The sequence below is a fragment of the Algoriella xinjiangensis genome, assembly GCF_900115015.1.
In the GTDB taxonomy this organism is placed as follows: domain Bacteria; phylum Bacteroidota; class Bacteroidia; order Flavobacteriales; family Weeksellaceae; genus Empedobacter; species Empedobacter xinjiangensis.
Genome location: NZ_FOUZ01000001.1, coordinates 294,995 through 310,386, shown reverse-complemented (window position 1 = coordinate 310,386; position 15,392 = coordinate 294,995). Strand labels below are relative to the sequence as shown.

The window sequence follows — 15,392 nt, the reverse complement described above, 5'->3', positions numbered from 1 at the left end:
AGATTTAGACAATGTTTAAGTAATATTTGATACCGAAATTTAAATAAAAATCAATGAGACGTAATCTTGATGTTGTAATTATTTCGGATGTTCACTTAGGAACTTATGGTTGTAAAGCACAAGAATTGTTGGCTTATCTACAATCTATCAATCCCAAAAAAATTATTTTGAATGGTGATATTGTTGATATTTGGAATTTTAAGAAAAGTTATTTTCCAGAAGCACATCTTCAGGTAATTAGTTATTTATTAAATCTTTCGGAGCAAGGAATTCCAATTATTTATATTACAGGAAATCATGACGAATTACTACGAAAATTCAAAACAATGAGTTTTGGAAACATTTTGTTGACAGACAAATATATGTTGAAACAAGTTGATAAAGTAGCGTGGATTTTTCATGGAGATGTGTTTGATGCTTCTATACAACATTCCAAATGGGTTGCGAAACTTGGCGGTTGGGGATACGATCGTTTAATTCAATTCAATCATATTATTAATTTAGGATTAGAATTTTTTGGAAAAGAGAAGTATTCGCTTTCAAAAAAGATTAAAAATTCAGTTAAAAAAGCAGTTAAACATATTAATGATTTCGAACAAACTGCTGCCGAATTAGCCATAGAAAATCAGTACGATTATGTTGTTTGCGGACATATTCATCAACCACAATTGCGAAAAGTAAAGACAGAAAAAGGAAATTGTATTTATATGAATTCGGGCGATTGGATAGAAAATCTTTCGGCTTTAGAATTTGAGAATAATCAATGGACAATTTTTTATTTTGAAGATCATAAAAAAGAATTAATGCAGAATTTAGAGGAAGTTGAGTTTAATTATTCACTTGATGAATTGATTATTTCAATTTTAAATAATAAGTAAATGAAGATTTTATACGCTTTGCAAGGAACGGGTAATGGGCATTTGGCTCGTGCGCAAAAAATGTTGCCAATTCTTGAAAATTATGGTGAATTAGATGTGTTTATGAGTGGATCTAACTCACAATTAAAACTAGATAATTATGATGTAAAACAAAGGCAAGGTTTGTCTTTATTTTATAATCAACTCGGTAAAATTTCTTATAAAAAGATTATTAAACACAATAGTTTTAAATCTTTTCTGAATGAAGTTAACCATTTTCCGATTGATGATTATGATGTAATTATCAATGATTTTGAGCCAATAACTGCGCATTCAGCTAAAAAAAAGAAGAAAAAAATTATTGGTTTAAGTCATCAAGCATCACTTTTATTTGATGAAACTCCCAAAGTGAAAAATAAAATTGGAGAGAAAATAATTAAATATTATGCGCCAACAACAACTCATTATGGTTTTCATTTTGAAACATATAATGATTCAATTTTTTTACCAATTATTCGTGATAAAATTCGTGAATTAGATACAAAACAAGAAGAATTTTATTTGGTTTATTTACCAAGTTTTCATCCAAACGAAATTATAGAATGTTTATCATCTGTAAAAGAATCAAATTGGAAAGTTTTTTCTCCTTTTGTAAAAACAAAAACAACTCAGTTTAATGTAGAAATTTTTCCTATAGACGAAGATTTATTTACACAAACTTTAGCAAATTGCAAAGGCGTTTTATGTGGTGCAGGTTTTGAATTGCCTGCTGAATCTATTTATTTAGAGAAAAAGTTATTTGTGATTCCAATAAAAGGGCAATACGAGCAAATGTGTAATTGCGAGGCTTTAAAGAATATTGGTGTTGATTATTCGTACGATTTGAGTCGTGAAAAAATTCAAAAATGGGTTGATTCGAGCAAGATAATTCACAAATATTTTCCTGATCAAGCAGAAGAAATAATATCACATTTGATGACTCAACATAGTGTTTAAGTATTTTTCCAGAAAGCTGGTGTAAATAAAATTAAGATTGTAAATAATTCTAATCTACCCAAAATCATTAAAAAACAACACAATAATTTTGCGCCATCTGATAAGGAATTCATTGACGATCCTGGTCCGTATTCTCCGATTCCTGGTCCAACATTTCCTAGTGTAGATGCGGTTATAGTAAGCGATGTCAAGATGTTTTGAAAACTCATAGTTATCCCATAATTCAACATTGCGAATAAAATAGAACTGGCAATCCACGTAAACATAAACATGACAAAAAATGCCATGACATGGAATACAATAGATTGATTGAGTGAACGATTGTTATAACGAACTGGGATTATTGCATTTGGATGTAAAATACGTTTAAACTCAACCCAACTATTTTTTAATAAAATGACATGGCGAATTACGGTAATTCCTCCAGATGTAGAACCAGCCGAACCTCCGATGAAAAATAAGGAGAAAAAGATGAGTGTTGTAATACTTAACCAACTTGTATAATCTTCCATTGCTAAAGCTGTTGTAGAAGCGATTGAAACAACGTGAAATAGTGAACTTCGGAATGAATGTTCGAAGTTAAACCACGAATATGTTTCGGTAGAATATGTTGGATAAACAATGTAAAATAGTGCGAAAAAAACAATAATTGTGGTTACTGCAATTAAGCCAACCCACCATCTAAATTCTTCGTTTTTCCATATTTTTTTGAACTGACCTTTAATCATTAAATAAATTAAAGCAAAGTTTGTTCCGCCCAAAAACATCATCACAATTAGTACATATTGAATAAAAACATTGTTATTCCAATACATAATTCCCTCATTTTTAGTAGAAAAACCTGCCGTTGCAATAACACTCATAGAATGGTTTGCAGCATCAAAAAGATTCATTCCTCCAAAATATAAAAGAGCGGCAAAAAAAGCAGTCAAACCAAGGTAAACCAACCAAAGATTTTTTGCAGTTTCTGTGATTCTAGGATGTATTTTATCGGTATAAATTCCGGGCGCTTCGGCCATAAAAAGTTGTCGTCCACCAATTCCTAAAAACGGTAAAATAGCAATTGTCAAAACGATAATTCCCATACCACCAATCCAATTGGTTGTACTTCGCCAAAACAAAATACTTTTTGGCAGACTTTCTACATCATCATAAATAGACGTTCCCGTGGCTGTATAACCCGAAACGGTTTCATAAATAATGTTGACGACACTAAAATTTTCTGCAATTATATGATCATTTGGTAGAAAAAAAAGTGAAGTTACATAAGGCAAACATCCAGACAAAATCAAGAAGAGCCAACCTACACAAACAACGATATAACCTTCGCGTTTGTTGATATCTTTGCGTCTGTCACGTGTTAAAAACATCATTGCAAAACCTCCAAATCCCACCAAAAATCCTGAAAGCAGAAAAGGGTAGGTTAGGTGATCATCAAAATAAATGCTAACGCATGTTGCGATAAACATGAACAGCGCATTTAGTAATAATAAAACACCCGAAAGGTTAAGAATTACTTTGATGTTTAATGATTTCATTATTTAAAATATTTTGTCACTTTTGGAATTAAATTGGCTTGACTGAAAACCACAACATGGTCATTTGGTTCGATAACAAAATCTTTAGTTGGTATAAAACCATCATTTCTACGAACAATTCCTGCGATAATTGCTCCATTTTTGAACGGAAAATCATGAACATTTTTGTAGGCAATTTCTGAATCTTCGTGAATTTTGAACTCTAAAACTTCGGCGTCTAAATCAGAAATTCCAGTTACATCAATCACAGAGCCTTGACGAATATATCGGAAAATACTATCTGCAGTTAACAATTTTTTATTGATAAAAGCATTAATTCCAACTTCGTGGCTTAGATGAATATAGTCGATATTTTCGACTAAAGCAATCGTTTTTTTAACACCTTTTGATTTTGCCAAAAGACATGACATAATGTTGGTTTCCGAACTTCCTGTAACGGCAATAAATGCGTCAGAATCAGAAATACCTTCTTCTGTTAATAGCTCACCATCACGCCCGTCACCGTTAATAATCAATATGTTATTTAATTCGTCTGCTAAATCAAATGCTTTATTTCGATTGATTTCTAACAGTTTTACATTGTGTTTATTTTCTTTAAGAAGTTTAGACGTTTTTACACCAATACTTCCTCCGCCCAAAACAATTACATTTTTAAAATACTCTTGTTTTTTACCTAAAATTTTATAAATTTCTAAGATTCCAGATTTTTTTACGATAAAATAAACGTGATCATCTATTCTAAAATCAGTATCAGGTTCGGGAATAATTGTTTTGTATTCGCCACGCTCATTACTTCGAATAATCGCAATTGGAATCAAAAGATTTTCGTCGCCACCTTTTGCTGTAATGTACATGTCTTTGTACTTTTTGTCCAAAATTTTGCAATCTTTGTCCAAAACAGTTCCAACCATAAACAACTGACCATTTGCGAAAGGATGCATCGCATTAAAAGCAGATTGTTGTACCAACGAATAAATTTCGTCGGCGGCTAATTTTTCGGGACTGATTAAGGCATCAATCCCCATTCCTTGTACCCAAAGTTGATTTTCTTTGTGCAAAAATTCGGGATTAGAAATACGTGCTAAAGTACGTTTTGCACCCAAATCTTTGGCGATAGAAGCGCTGGTAATATTTGTATTTTGAAGATGAGTAACAGAAATAAACATATCTGCTTCGTCAACCCCAACTTCTCTCAATGCTTTGAAAGACGTGATATCACCGCGATAAGCCATTACATCTAATGAGTTTTCGATCATGGCTAATTTTTCTTTATCCATATCCATAATGACGATATCATTCATCTCATTAGATAGTAATTTTGCTAAGTGAAATCCTACTTCACCAGCACCTCCGATAATGATTTTCATTTAAGAAATTTTAAATGTGAAATTTATTTTGATGTTTCTTTTTGTCCCATCAACATCAAGAAAGCTTTTAAGAAATCATCGATTTCACCATTCATCACTGCATCTACATTTCCAGTTTCGTGACCTGTACGTACATCTTTCACTAATTTGTATGGATGCATGACGTAATTTCGAATTTGAGAACCCCATTCGATTTTCATCTTACCAGCTTCAATTTCGTTTCGAGCAGCCATTTTTTTGTCTAACTCTATTTTATATAATTCAGATTTCAACATTTCCATTGCACGCTCGCGGTTTCCTAATTGCGAACGCTCAATTTGACAAACCACCATAATTCCTGTAGGTTTATGTGTTAACTGAACTTTAGTTTCTACTTTATTTACATTTTGACCACCGGCACCTCCAGAACGAGAAGTTTGTAATTCTATATCAGCCGGATTAATGTCAATTTCTATTGTATCATCAACAATAGGCGAAACATAAACGGAAACAAAACTTGTGTGTCGTTTCGCATTGCTATCAAATGGCGAAATACGAACCAAACGATGTACACCATTTTCGCCTTTTAAATAACCGAAAGCAAATTCGCCTTCAATTTCTAAAGTTACCGTTTTTACACCTGCAACATCACCAGCTTGATAGTTTAACTCTTTTACTTTGTAGCCATTTTTTTCTGCCCACATCAAATACATACGCATCAACATACTTGCCCAGTCGCACGATTCTGTACCACCGGCACCAGCCGTAATTTGTAAAACAGCGCCAAGATTATCTCCTTCTTCTGAAAGCATGTTTTTGAACTCGATATCTTCCAATAGTTTTGCAACAATATCGTATTGTTCTTGTACTTCGGCATCAGAAACATCGCCTTCGCGGTTAAATTCTACTAAAACTTCAATATCATTTACGGCATTTGCAATAGTTTGATAAGCATCAATCCATTTCTTTTTTCCGCGTAAAACTTTCATGAAATTTTCTGCTTCTTTTGGATTGTTCCAAAATTCTGGCGAAGCAGCAATTTCTTCTTCATTTTGGACTTCGATTTCTTTTTGTTCGATTTCCAAATATTCATGCAAAGCTTGCGTACGTTTTTGGATATCTTTTAGTAATTCGTTGTTAAACATAATTGCAAATGTATAAAATTTGAAGTTTTTGGGATATATGAGATTTTACGGTTTTATTGTTTGATCATTTTTACCATTCCACGAAAGTATATGGTATGTAATTCCTTCCTCTATTTTAATTTCTTGGTCTTTCAAAATCAAAAATGTATCATCCCAATCATCGCCTTCGTAGCTAATTACCCAAAATAATTCGTTGTACATCAAACCTTCTAAAATATAAAAAAGTTCTTCTGTAGAATCTACCTCATACGTTGTAAAAGGAGAATTGGCACGCACCCAAATTTTATCATCTTCGGATGTTTCGATGTATAAATCGCCAAATGTAGATTTATATTCATTTTCGAGATGAAATTTTAATAAATTATTATTTGATTCGTTTTGACCTTCTAAATCAGGAAAAGTTTCAATTATTTGATTATATATTTCTGTTGAGTATTCGTTCATCTTTCTAAAATTGACTTGCAAAAATAAACGATATTATCTAATTCTGACACGATATTTATGTTCAATAAAGCGAAAGAAATTAAATAATTTATATTCAAAATCTAAACCATAGTCAATATTCGGATCCAAATCAATGCTTACAGCATATAAATCTGGATTATAAGCCATCGGCATCATGTGTCGCTGATTCCAAATTGTCACATATCGTCTGTTTTGCGATTCATAATATTCTTTCGAATAATATGATTTTGGTGGAGCAGTTGTTCTAAGATAGACTTCATAATCAGGATCAAAAACGACAATATCATAATCGCCCTCCTCATTTGGTTCAAATTTTAACGAGTTATCGTCTTTATTAGGAACAGAAGTTGTTTGGTTTGTTATACACGCCAAAAATAATATTGGGATGCATATTAAGAGGAATAACTTTTTCATGATTTCAAATTTTAATAAATTTACTAAAAATAACAGATATGTACACGATTTTACATAATTCGCGTTGCGGAAAAAGTAGAGAAGCAATAAAAGTTTTAGAAGATTCTGGAAAAGAATTTGAAGTGAGAGAATATTTGAAAGAACCTTTGACGAAAATAGAACTTCAAACCGTTTTATCAAAGCTTAAATTAAAACCAATAGAGCTTATCAGAACAAATGAAGAAGAATGGAAAACTAATTTTAAAGGTAAAGAATTGTCTGAAGAAGAAGTTTTGGATGCTATGGTAGAATTTCCGAAGTTGATACAACGTCCTGTTGTTTTAGATGAAAAGAGTGGAGTAGTTGGTCGACCAAAAGAATTGGTAGAAGCGTTTATAAAATAGTTGATTATTTTAGTTTGGATTAATAATTGCATAATATCTAGAAATCATAAACTTATAAACTATGAAAATTTTAGATGCATTATCAAAAAGCCAACGCGAAAAAGGTTCGAAAATAGGTCTTTTAACAACTGCGGCAACTACAGGAGTTACAGTTGCTAAGTTTTTAGGAAAAAGATCGATATATGGTATTATTGGTGGAATTGCAGTTTCGCTTGCAGCCGACTATATCATGAAAAAATATGAAAAGAAACTTGAAACAGAAAACGACGACAAAGCGGTTGCTGTAAAAGAAAAATAGAACAAAAAAACCACTCAATTGAGTGGTTTTTTTAATTTATTATGAAATAATATTTTAGTCTAAAACTTCCATATCAAAATATAAAGTTGCGTTTGGTGGAATTACACCGCTTGCACCTCTTGGTCCGTAACCTAAATCTGAAGGAATGATTAAGAAAACTTTAGAACCTCTGTTAAACATAGTCAAAGCTTCCATCCATCCTTGGATTAATCCAGTTACACCAACTGTTGCGTCTAATGGTTGGTTTCTGTCATAAGAAGAATCTAATTTTTCACCATCGTTTAAACGTAAAGTATAATGTACTTTGATGTCGTCTCCTTGAACAGGTTTTGCACCTTTACCTTCTTCTAAAACTACATATTTTAATCCAGAAGGAGTTGTTAATGCTTTTGCTTCTAATTCTTTTTGACGAGCAATTTCAGCATCTTTTTCAGCTTTTACTTTTGCTTCAGCTTCAGCTTGTTTTTTAGAATGATTTGCTTTTGCAGCTTCAAAAGCCTCAGCACCATCATATTTTTTGTAATGATCACCTTTACGAGCGATTTCTACTTTCTCTATAATTACAGGAACTACAGGTTTATCGCTTGGAGTTTTTTCTACATTTGAGATAGAATCTACAACATCTAAACCTTCAACAACTTGTCCAAAAATTGTGTGACGACCGTCTAACCAAGGCGTTGGTACTTCTGTAATAAAGAATTGAGAACCATTAGTTCCAGGTCCAGAATTTGCCATAGATAAAACACCTTTTTGATCGTGTTTTAAAGTTGCGTCAAATTCGTCTTCAAAATCATAACCAGGTCCACCAGTTCCAATTCCGTCTGGATCTCCACCTTGTATCATGAAATCTTTAATTACACGGTGAAAAACAATTCCATCATAAAAAGGCTCACCTTTCTTTTTTGCTTTATTTTCTTTTGTACCTTCTGCTAATCCAACAAAGTTAGCAACCGTCATAGGTGCTTGTTCTTCGTATAATTTGATTGTCATTGCACCATGATTTGTTGTCATTTTTGCGTACAATCCGTCTTCTAAATTTTTAAATTCTTCTTTGCTCATCGATTTTGGAATTTTAACGCCACAACTAACTAAAGTAGTAATGACAGTTAAGATTAATAATAGTTTTTTCATTTCTTTTACAGTCGTGTATATACAAATTAGTGTTTTTTAATTTTTATAACTTTTACGTCCATAATGATTGGTTCATCAGGACCAATTTTTCCTTCGTCACCATAGCCGCCATAACCTAAAAATGAAGGTAATAATAATTTAGCGGTTTCACCTTCTGGTATCAATTGTAAACCAGCGTGTAAACCTCGCGCTAAATCAACTTTACCTAAAATAGCTTTTTTCACACCGTTTTCTTGAAACGAGTAAATTATATTGTTTTTTAAATCAGTTACTTGGTATTCAAATTCAATATAATCTCCTTTGTTGGCTGTTTGTGGTGTTTTTTCTCCCGAATTAGAAATCCAAAAACCAGAACTTGTTTTCACAAATTTTTGGTCAGACGTTTTCATGTACTCATCAAACCATTGTAATTCTTCTTGATGCAGAAGCTTACCACGTTCTTGAGAGCGTTTCATAAAATCATCATTTGAATATGAAATGGGATATTGAACAACTTTTTTGTCGCAGCTTGATAAAGCAAATACTACGAAGGCAACTAAGGCAATTTTTTTCATTTAGATGACGATATTAGTCAATTTTTCTTGATACGCTGGCAATAATGATTGGAAATAAGCAATTGTTTCTTCCATATTTAAGTCCGAACGACCTCCTGCAGCATTGATATGACCACCGCCATTAAAATATTTGCGAGAGAATTCGTTGACATCAAAATCACCTTTAGAACGTAACGAGATTTTTATGAAATTATGATGTGTGTCCTCAATAAAAATAACTGAAAAGATAAAATTTTCTACACTTAAACCATAATTTACAAAACCTTCGGTATCACCTTTCTGAAAACCGTTTGTTAATAAATCTTCACGTTTTAGAAACATGAAAGCTGTACGATATTCGGGTAAAAATGTAAGATTATTTAACGTTAAAGATAATAATTTTAATCGACCTTGTGTTTGCGAATCGTTAACGTAAGAGGTTACTTTGTCAACTTCTACACCTTTATCAATTAATTCTGCTACAATACGATGCGTGTCTGATGATGTGTTTCTGAATCGGAAACCTCCTGTATCAGTCATTATACCCGTATAAATACACTCGGCAATGCCTTTGTCAATTAAATCTAAATTGTCCATGGCTTCAATAAAATTGTAAACCATTTGGCATGTTGCGGGCATCTCTATATCCGAATACATAAAATCAAATGTATCTGGTTCGCGGTGATGATCGATTAATATTTTTGGTGCTTTAGAACGTTCAACCCAGTTTCCTAAATCGTCAATTCGTTTCACCGTATTAAAATCTAAAATAAAAATTAATTCGGCTTGATGTATGATTGCTTCTGCAACTTTTGGCTTGTAGTCTGCAATAACGATCTCTTTTGCCGATGGCATCCATTTTAAGAATTTAGGAAAATCATTTGGCGAAACAATGTTACAAGAATGTCCTAATTTGTTTAGATAATGAAACATAGCCAATGTAGATCCAATTGCATCGCCGTCCGGATTTTTGTGCGGAAGGATAGCAATTTTCTTTGGTGCTGATTTTAAAAGCCCTTTTAGCTCTTCGAAATTTGTCATTTGCATAACTGCAAAGATAAAAAAACAAGTTTATTAAATGATCTATTTCTGACGAATAAAAACGTAGAATTCTGCTAAAATTTACATAATAAATGAATTATCGCAGATTATTTGACGAATAAATTGCGTTGAAATATAAAAGCCTCACAATTTGCGAGGCTTTTATAGGAATGATTTTAAAAGTATGTTTTATAAATCCCTTTTCTTGATGATAAATAATGATAATGCTAAAAATAAAATGATGTAAAAAACATTAATGGCTAAATATTCCCATTGCACATTTGATGTATCAAATAATTTTCCCGTTGTCATTAGCTTTGTAATGCTGATTGGTGGATAATCAACTATTTTTGAATTTGAATTTAATGGTAAAAAGTTAGTGTAAAAAGTAGTTTTTTCTAAATTTATTGGTTCATTTTTACCAAATCTAACAAAATATTCGACTGCTTTTAAGATTGATTCTCCAATATTTAAAACAATTAAAGATAAAATAGCAAATGTACTTTTCTTTAATAAAAAAGTTAAAAACATAGCGAATACTACGTATGCAAAGATTTCGATAAAATAACCTCCTAAAAATTGTATTCCGTTAAGAACATCAAATTTATCATTAAAAGTTGCGCCTAAACTTAATACGATTGCAGCGACCAAAAATGTAGAAAATAAAGTCAGAATAAGGTTCATTAATAATTTTGTTCCAAAAAATTCTGTTTTAGATAAGCCATCAATTGTATTTTGTTTAAACGTCCCAAACGAATATTCGTTAGAGATATTATTAATGACAATAATAGCTAAAAAGAATTTACCGAAACCGACTAACCAAGCTATATTATGCCAAATTACAGGAAATTCTAACGCACCAAATTTGATGAAATCGACAACTTGTCCGCTCATATTTGGTTTAATACTAGGCAATGTAATTCCCATCAAAATAATCATCACAAAGTACAAAATGATAAAAATTCGTGTTCCCGTGTTGTAGAACATTTTATTCCACTCGATGTTAAATAATCTTTTCATATTAGTTGTTTTGATTTTGAATTAATTGGAAAAATTGATGCTCTAAAGATTCTTTTCGTTTAACCAAATGATTAACGACAATACCGTGTTCAAAAAGAATTTTATTGATATCTGCTGGATCTTTTTCTTCCGTTAAAACAGCTAATAATTTTGAATTTTCGTGTGTAACTTTCGAAATAAAAGGCAATGTTTTAAGCGTATATTCTAAAGTTTCCATATTTGCAGCCGAAACAACAATACTACCAAAGCTAGAATTCATCTGATCTACAGAGCCTGCGTACAACATTTTTCCTTGATTAAGAACCACAACATGCGAACAAACTTTTTCTACTTCGTCTAATAAATGACTTGCTAAAATAATGGTTGTTCCTTGTTCTGCAATCTTAATAATCAATTCTCTGATTTGAATAATTCCTTGCGGATCTAAACCATTTGTAGGTTCGTCCAAAATCAATACCTCAGGATCATTTAATAACGCCGCAGCAATTGCCAAACGTTGTTTCATACCCAAAGAAAAATGCTGAAATTTATCTTTTTTACGAGAAATTAATCCAACCAATTCTAGCTTTTCATCAATCTTTGTATGACTAGCTTCTTTGATATCCGCTACAATTTCTAGGTTTTTTTGCGCAGATAAATAAGGATAAAATTTTGGACTTTCTATAATTGCGCCAATTCGTTTTAACGAATTATTATCTGGATTTTGGTCAAACCATTTCCAGCTTCCGGCTGTTGGGTTAATTGCGTTTAAAATCATTCCTAATGTAGTCGATTTTCCACTTCCATTAGGGCCTAATAATCCATAAACATTTCCTTTTTCTACCGAAAAACTGATGTTATTTACAGCAGTAAAACTGCCAAATCGTTTGGTTAGTTGATGAATTTCAAGAACTTTATTCATAGTAGTTGAATTTTATTTTTATTATTCGTAGAGATTTTTGTTAATTTGTTACAATTTAGAATTAATTTAAATAACAAAAATGAAAAAAATTATTTATGCTTTCTTGTTTATAAGCTCAATTTTCGCGAATGCGCAAGACCTTAAAACTTATCAAATTTATAATAAAAAAGAAAAGAAAGCGACGTTTCATAAAATGATTAACGAACTTTCTAATTACGATATTGTCTTATTTGGTGAATATCACAATAATGCGGTTAACCATTGGTTGCAATTACAGCTTACAAAAGCGTTGTATGAAAAGAAAAATGGTAATTTGACACTTGGTGCAGAAATGTTTGAACGTCATCAGCAAACTGATTTAAATAACTATTTGTCAGGGAAAACTACTGATAAAGAATTTCAGGCAGCAACAAAATTATGGCAGAATTATGCAACTGATTATAAGCCTTTGGTCGATTTTGCGAAAGATAAAAAAGTAGAATTTGTAGCAACTAATGTTACACGTAAATTTGCGTCGTATGTTTCTAAAAATGGATTGTCAAGTTTGGACACTATTTCTACAGAAAACAAAAAATTGATTGCAAAATTACCTTTAGAAATTGATTATGATGCGCCTGGTTATCCAGAAATGATAAAAATGATGGGCGATCATGCAGGTATAAAAGCGAAACAATTTGTTGCGGCTCAAGCTTTGAAAGATGCTACGATGTCCGAAACGATTTTGCAACATTATAAAGCTGATAATCTATTTATACATTACAATGGCGATTATCATTCAAAGAATTATGGAGGAATTTATTGGTTTTTGAAGAAATCTAACCCAAACTTGAAAATTGCTGTCATAGAAATTTTGGAAGGAGCTGACGAAAAACTTTCTATTGTGAAGCCAAAAGAAGAAAATTTTTCTACTACAGAGTTTATTATAGTATTTCCTAAAGATGCGCCTAAAACGTTTTAATTTTTAAGAATTAAAAATAGACTTTTATAAAGTTTTTTAATATTTTGCAGTCTTTAATACTTAGAAAAATCGAAAATTAAAACACACTATGGACAGAAGAAATTTTATTAAATCTACCGCAGCTGCCTCTACCGTTGCGTTGGTATCACCAGATTCATTATTTAGTTTTTCAACTAAAATTGATAAAGTAAAAGTAGGTTTAGTAGCATGTGGTATGCGCGGACAAGTTCATTTAGATGAATTGTTAAAGCGTAATGATGTTGAGGTTGTTGCTATTGCAGAACCAGATCAGCGTATGATTGATCGTTGCAATAAAATCTTTGAAAAACACGGTAAAAAACCAGTAAAATATTACCAAGGTTTAGATGGATATAAACAATTATACAAAGAAAGAAGCATACATGCAGTAGTCATTTCATCTCCATGGCAATTTCATGAAGAGCAAACAATTGCAGCTATGAAAGCTGGTAAAATTGTAGGTTTAGAAGTTTGTGGAGCAATGAATTTACAAGAATGTTGGAATTATGTAGATACGTACGAAAAAACAAAAGTACCTGTTTTTATGATGGAAAATGTTTGTTATCGTCGTGATGTTATGGCAGTAATGAATATGGTTCGTAAAGGTATGTTTGGCGAAATTGTACACGGACAAGGTGGTTATCAGCACGATTTACGTAATGTTTTGTTTAATGATGGAAAACAAGCGTATGGCGGAGGAGTAGAATTTGGAGACAAAGGATTTTCGGAAGCTGTTTGGCGTACAGATCATTATGTAAAGCGTAATGCAGAATTATATCCAACACACGGTTTAGGACCAATTGGTACGATGATGGATGTTAACCGCGGTAATAGAATTACTCATTTAACATCTATGGCGTCTAAACAAGCAGGTTTGACGGATTATATTGTGAAGAATGGAGGTAAAGATCATCCAAATGCAAAAGTTGTTTTTAAAGAAGGTGATGTTGTACAAACAATGTTGAAATGTGAAAACGGAGAAACAATTTTATTAACACACGATACTTCTTTACAACGCCCATATAACTTAGGTTTCAGAATCCAGGGAACAGATGGTATTTGGCAAGATATTGGTTCTGGAGGATTTAATCAAGGATTTATTTATTTCGAAAATGAAATGCAACATTCTCATAAATGGGCAAATTCAGAAGAATATTTAAAGAAACATGATCACCCAATCTGGACAAAATTTGAGAAACAAGCGGAAGGTGCTGGACATGGAGGAATGGATTTCTTCTTAATTAATGACTTTATTGAGTGTATAAAAAATAACAAAGAATTTCCTTTTGATGTTTACGATTTAGCAACTTGGTATGCCGTAACACCTTTAAGCGAAAAATCGATTGAAGGAAACGGTGCATCTCAGGAAATGCCAGACTTTACAAGAGGAAAATATAAAACAAGAAAACCAGTTTTTGGATTTGAAAACTATGGCTAATAACTTATCTTTAGTGATATTGGCAGGAGGAATGGGAAGCCGATACAATGGTCAAAAACAAATTGATCCTATTGGTCCTAGCCGAGAGTCATTGATGGAATATTCAATTTTTGATGCCTTTTCAATTGGCATTCAACATTTTGTTTTTATCATCAATCAACAATTTGATATCGAAACAAAAAAATATTTCCAACATATTATTGAACGTAATGCTGGGTCTGTAGAATTTATTCTACAGACCACTTATACGGCAGTTTCTCGTGCAATTTATGATAAAATAGAACATCGTAAAAAACCTTGGGGAACTGGACATGCGTTGTTAATTGCAAAAAATCATTTAACTAATCCTTTTATTGTCATCAATGCAGATGATTTTTATGGACAAAAAGCATTTCAGAAAGCAAATGAATTGGTTCAGCAAGAACTAATTTTAGCAAATCGTTATGGTATGGTTGCCTATAAACTTGAAAACACATTGAGTGAAAACGGAGCTGTTTCTCGTGGAATTTGTACGGTAAAAGACGAGTTGTTAGAGCTTGTAGTAGAGCGTACAAATATTTTTAGAGATAACGAAGGTGTTGTGATGTACGAGGAGGAAAATGCAAATTTTGTACTTGATGCAGAATCTTTAGTTTCGATGAATTTTTGGGTTTTACATCCTTCAATTTTTAGAAGTTTAGAAGATAAATTCAATCAATTTCTCAAAGAAAATTCAAGTCAATTAAAAGCAGAATTTTATTTACCAAAAGTGATTAATGATATGATAAAAGAAGATCAATTGGAGGTGATTGTAAAAAAATCAAACGAAAATTGGTTCGGAATGACGTATCCAGAAGATAGAGCAGTGGTTGTAGATTCTATTCAAAATTTAGTTGATGATCAAAAATACCCAAAAGCATTGTGGGCTTAA

General features: G+C 31.9%; 17 protein-coding genes. 7 read left to right on the top strand and 10 right to left on the bottom strand.

Annotated features, from left to right (window positions below; all coding sequences use genetic code 11):
- The first annotated feature begins 53 nt into the window (after positions 1–53).
- Both BM072_RS01370 and BM072_RS01365 read left to right on the top strand, forming a co-directional pair.
- Complete coding sequence (locus tag BM072_RS01370; protein WP_092905796.1) at positions 54–878, top strand: UDP-2,3-diacylglucosamine diphosphatase; 825 nt, start codon at positions 54–56, stop codon at positions 876–878.
- Positions 879–1,853, top strand: a complete 975-nt coding sequence (locus BM072_RS01365; protein WP_092905794.1) for a glycosyltransferase family protein — start codon at positions 879–881, stop codon at positions 1,851–1,853.
- Here the strand turns inward: BM072_RS01365 and BM072_RS01360 are convergent.
- Genes BM072_RS01360 through BM072_RS01340 form a run of 5 tightly spaced genes read right to left on the bottom strand, consistent with a single transcriptional unit; the run spans position 1,850 to position 6,761 of the window.
- Positions 1,850–3,391, bottom strand: a complete 1,542-nt coding sequence (locus tag BM072_RS01360; protein ID WP_092905792.1) for a TrkH family potassium uptake protein — start codon at positions 3,389–3,391, stop codon at positions 1,850–1,852. The genes BM072_RS01365 and BM072_RS01360 overlap by 4 nt on opposite strands.
- Positions 3,391–4,758 (bottom strand): Trk system potassium transporter TrkA, encoded by a 1,368-nt coding sequence (gene trkA / locus BM072_RS01355; protein ID WP_092905790.1) that lies wholly within the window; start codon positions 4,756–4,758, stop codon positions 3,391–3,393. Before trkA ends, BM072_RS01360 begins: the two co-directional genes overlap by 1 nt.
- Before the next feature lie 23 nt (positions 4,759–4,781).
- Entirely contained in the window at positions 4,782–5,882 is a 1,101-nt protein-coding gene (gene prfB / locus BM072_RS01350) for a peptide chain release factor 2 (RefSeq protein WP_092905788.1), read from the bottom strand.
- A 45-nt stretch (positions 5,883–5,927) separates the two neighbouring features.
- Complete coding sequence (locus BM072_RS01345; protein ID WP_092905786.1) at positions 5,928–6,326, bottom strand: hypothetical protein; 399 nt, start codon at positions 6,324–6,326, stop codon at positions 5,928–5,930.
- A gap of 33 nt (positions 6,327–6,359) precedes the next feature.
- Positions 6,360–6,761 carry a DUF6146 family protein gene (locus BM072_RS01340; RefSeq protein ID WP_245752016.1) on the bottom strand — a complete coding sequence of 134 codons (402 nt, stop codon included), beginning with the start codon at positions 6,759–6,761 and terminating at the stop codon, positions 6,360–6,362.
- A 38-nt stretch (positions 6,762–6,799) separates the two neighbouring features.
- On the opposite strand from BM072_RS01340, the gene arsC reads away from it, so the two are divergent.
- Positions 6,800–7,144, top strand: coding sequence for an arsenate reductase (glutaredoxin) (arsC, locus tag BM072_RS01335; protein WP_092905784.1), 345 nt, complete (start codon positions 6,800–6,802; stop codon positions 7,142–7,144).
- A 61-nt stretch (positions 7,145–7,205) separates the two neighbouring features.
- Entirely contained in the window at positions 7,206–7,442 is a 237-nt protein-coding gene (locus tag BM072_RS01330; RefSeq protein ID WP_092905782.1) for a hypothetical protein, read from the top strand.
- Between the two features lie 54 nt (positions 7,443–7,496).
- On the opposite strand, the gene BM072_RS01325 is transcribed toward BM072_RS01330, so the two are convergent.
- The 5 genes from BM072_RS01325 to BM072_RS01305 form a co-directional block, all read right to left on the bottom strand.
- The gene (locus BM072_RS01325; protein WP_092905780.1) at positions 7,497–8,573 is read right to left on the bottom strand and encodes a peptidylprolyl isomerase; all 1,077 of its coding nucleotides are present in this window, start codon (positions 8,571–8,573) and stop codon (positions 7,497–7,499) included.
- Positions 8,574–8,599: 26 nt separating this feature from the next.
- A complete protein-coding gene (locus BM072_RS01320; RefSeq protein WP_092905778.1) occupies positions 8,600–9,127 on the bottom strand; it encodes an FKBP-type peptidyl-prolyl cis-trans isomerase in 528 nt (175 codons plus the stop codon).
- On the bottom strand, positions 9,128–10,153 hold the full coding sequence (locus tag BM072_RS01315; protein WP_177190233.1) for a DHH family phosphoesterase: 1,026 nt from the start codon (positions 10,151–10,153) through the stop codon (positions 9,128–9,130).
- A 183-nt stretch (positions 10,154–10,336) separates the two neighbouring features.
- Complete coding sequence (locus tag BM072_RS01310) at positions 10,337–11,167, bottom strand: ABC transporter permease (protein ID WP_092905776.1); 831 nt, start codon at positions 11,165–11,167, stop codon at positions 10,337–10,339.
- A gap of 1 nt (position 11,168) precedes the next feature.
- Complete coding sequence (locus tag BM072_RS01305; protein ID WP_092905774.1) at positions 11,169–12,068, bottom strand: ABC transporter ATP-binding protein; 900 nt, start codon at positions 12,066–12,068, stop codon at positions 11,169–11,171.
- A 79-nt stretch (positions 12,069–12,147) separates the two neighbouring features.
- Between BM072_RS01305 and BM072_RS01300 the strand changes: the two genes are divergently transcribed.
- The 3 genes from BM072_RS01300 (at position 12,148) to BM072_RS01290 (ending at position 15,392) form a co-directional block, all read left to right on the top strand.
- Positions 12,148–13,026 (top strand): ChaN family lipoprotein, encoded by an 879-nt coding sequence (locus BM072_RS01300; RefSeq protein WP_092905772.1) that lies wholly within the window; start codon positions 12,148–12,150, stop codon positions 13,024–13,026.
- Between the two features lie 88 nt (positions 13,027–13,114).
- Positions 13,115–14,482 (top strand): Gfo/Idh/MocA family protein, encoded by a 1,368-nt coding sequence (locus tag BM072_RS01295; protein ID WP_092905770.1) that lies wholly within the window; start codon positions 13,115–13,117, stop codon positions 14,480–14,482.
- Positions 14,475–15,392, top strand: coding sequence for a nucleotidyltransferase family protein (locus BM072_RS01290; RefSeq protein WP_092905768.1), 918 nt, complete (start codon positions 14,475–14,477; stop codon positions 15,390–15,392). Before BM072_RS01295 ends, BM072_RS01290 begins: the two co-directional genes overlap by 8 nt.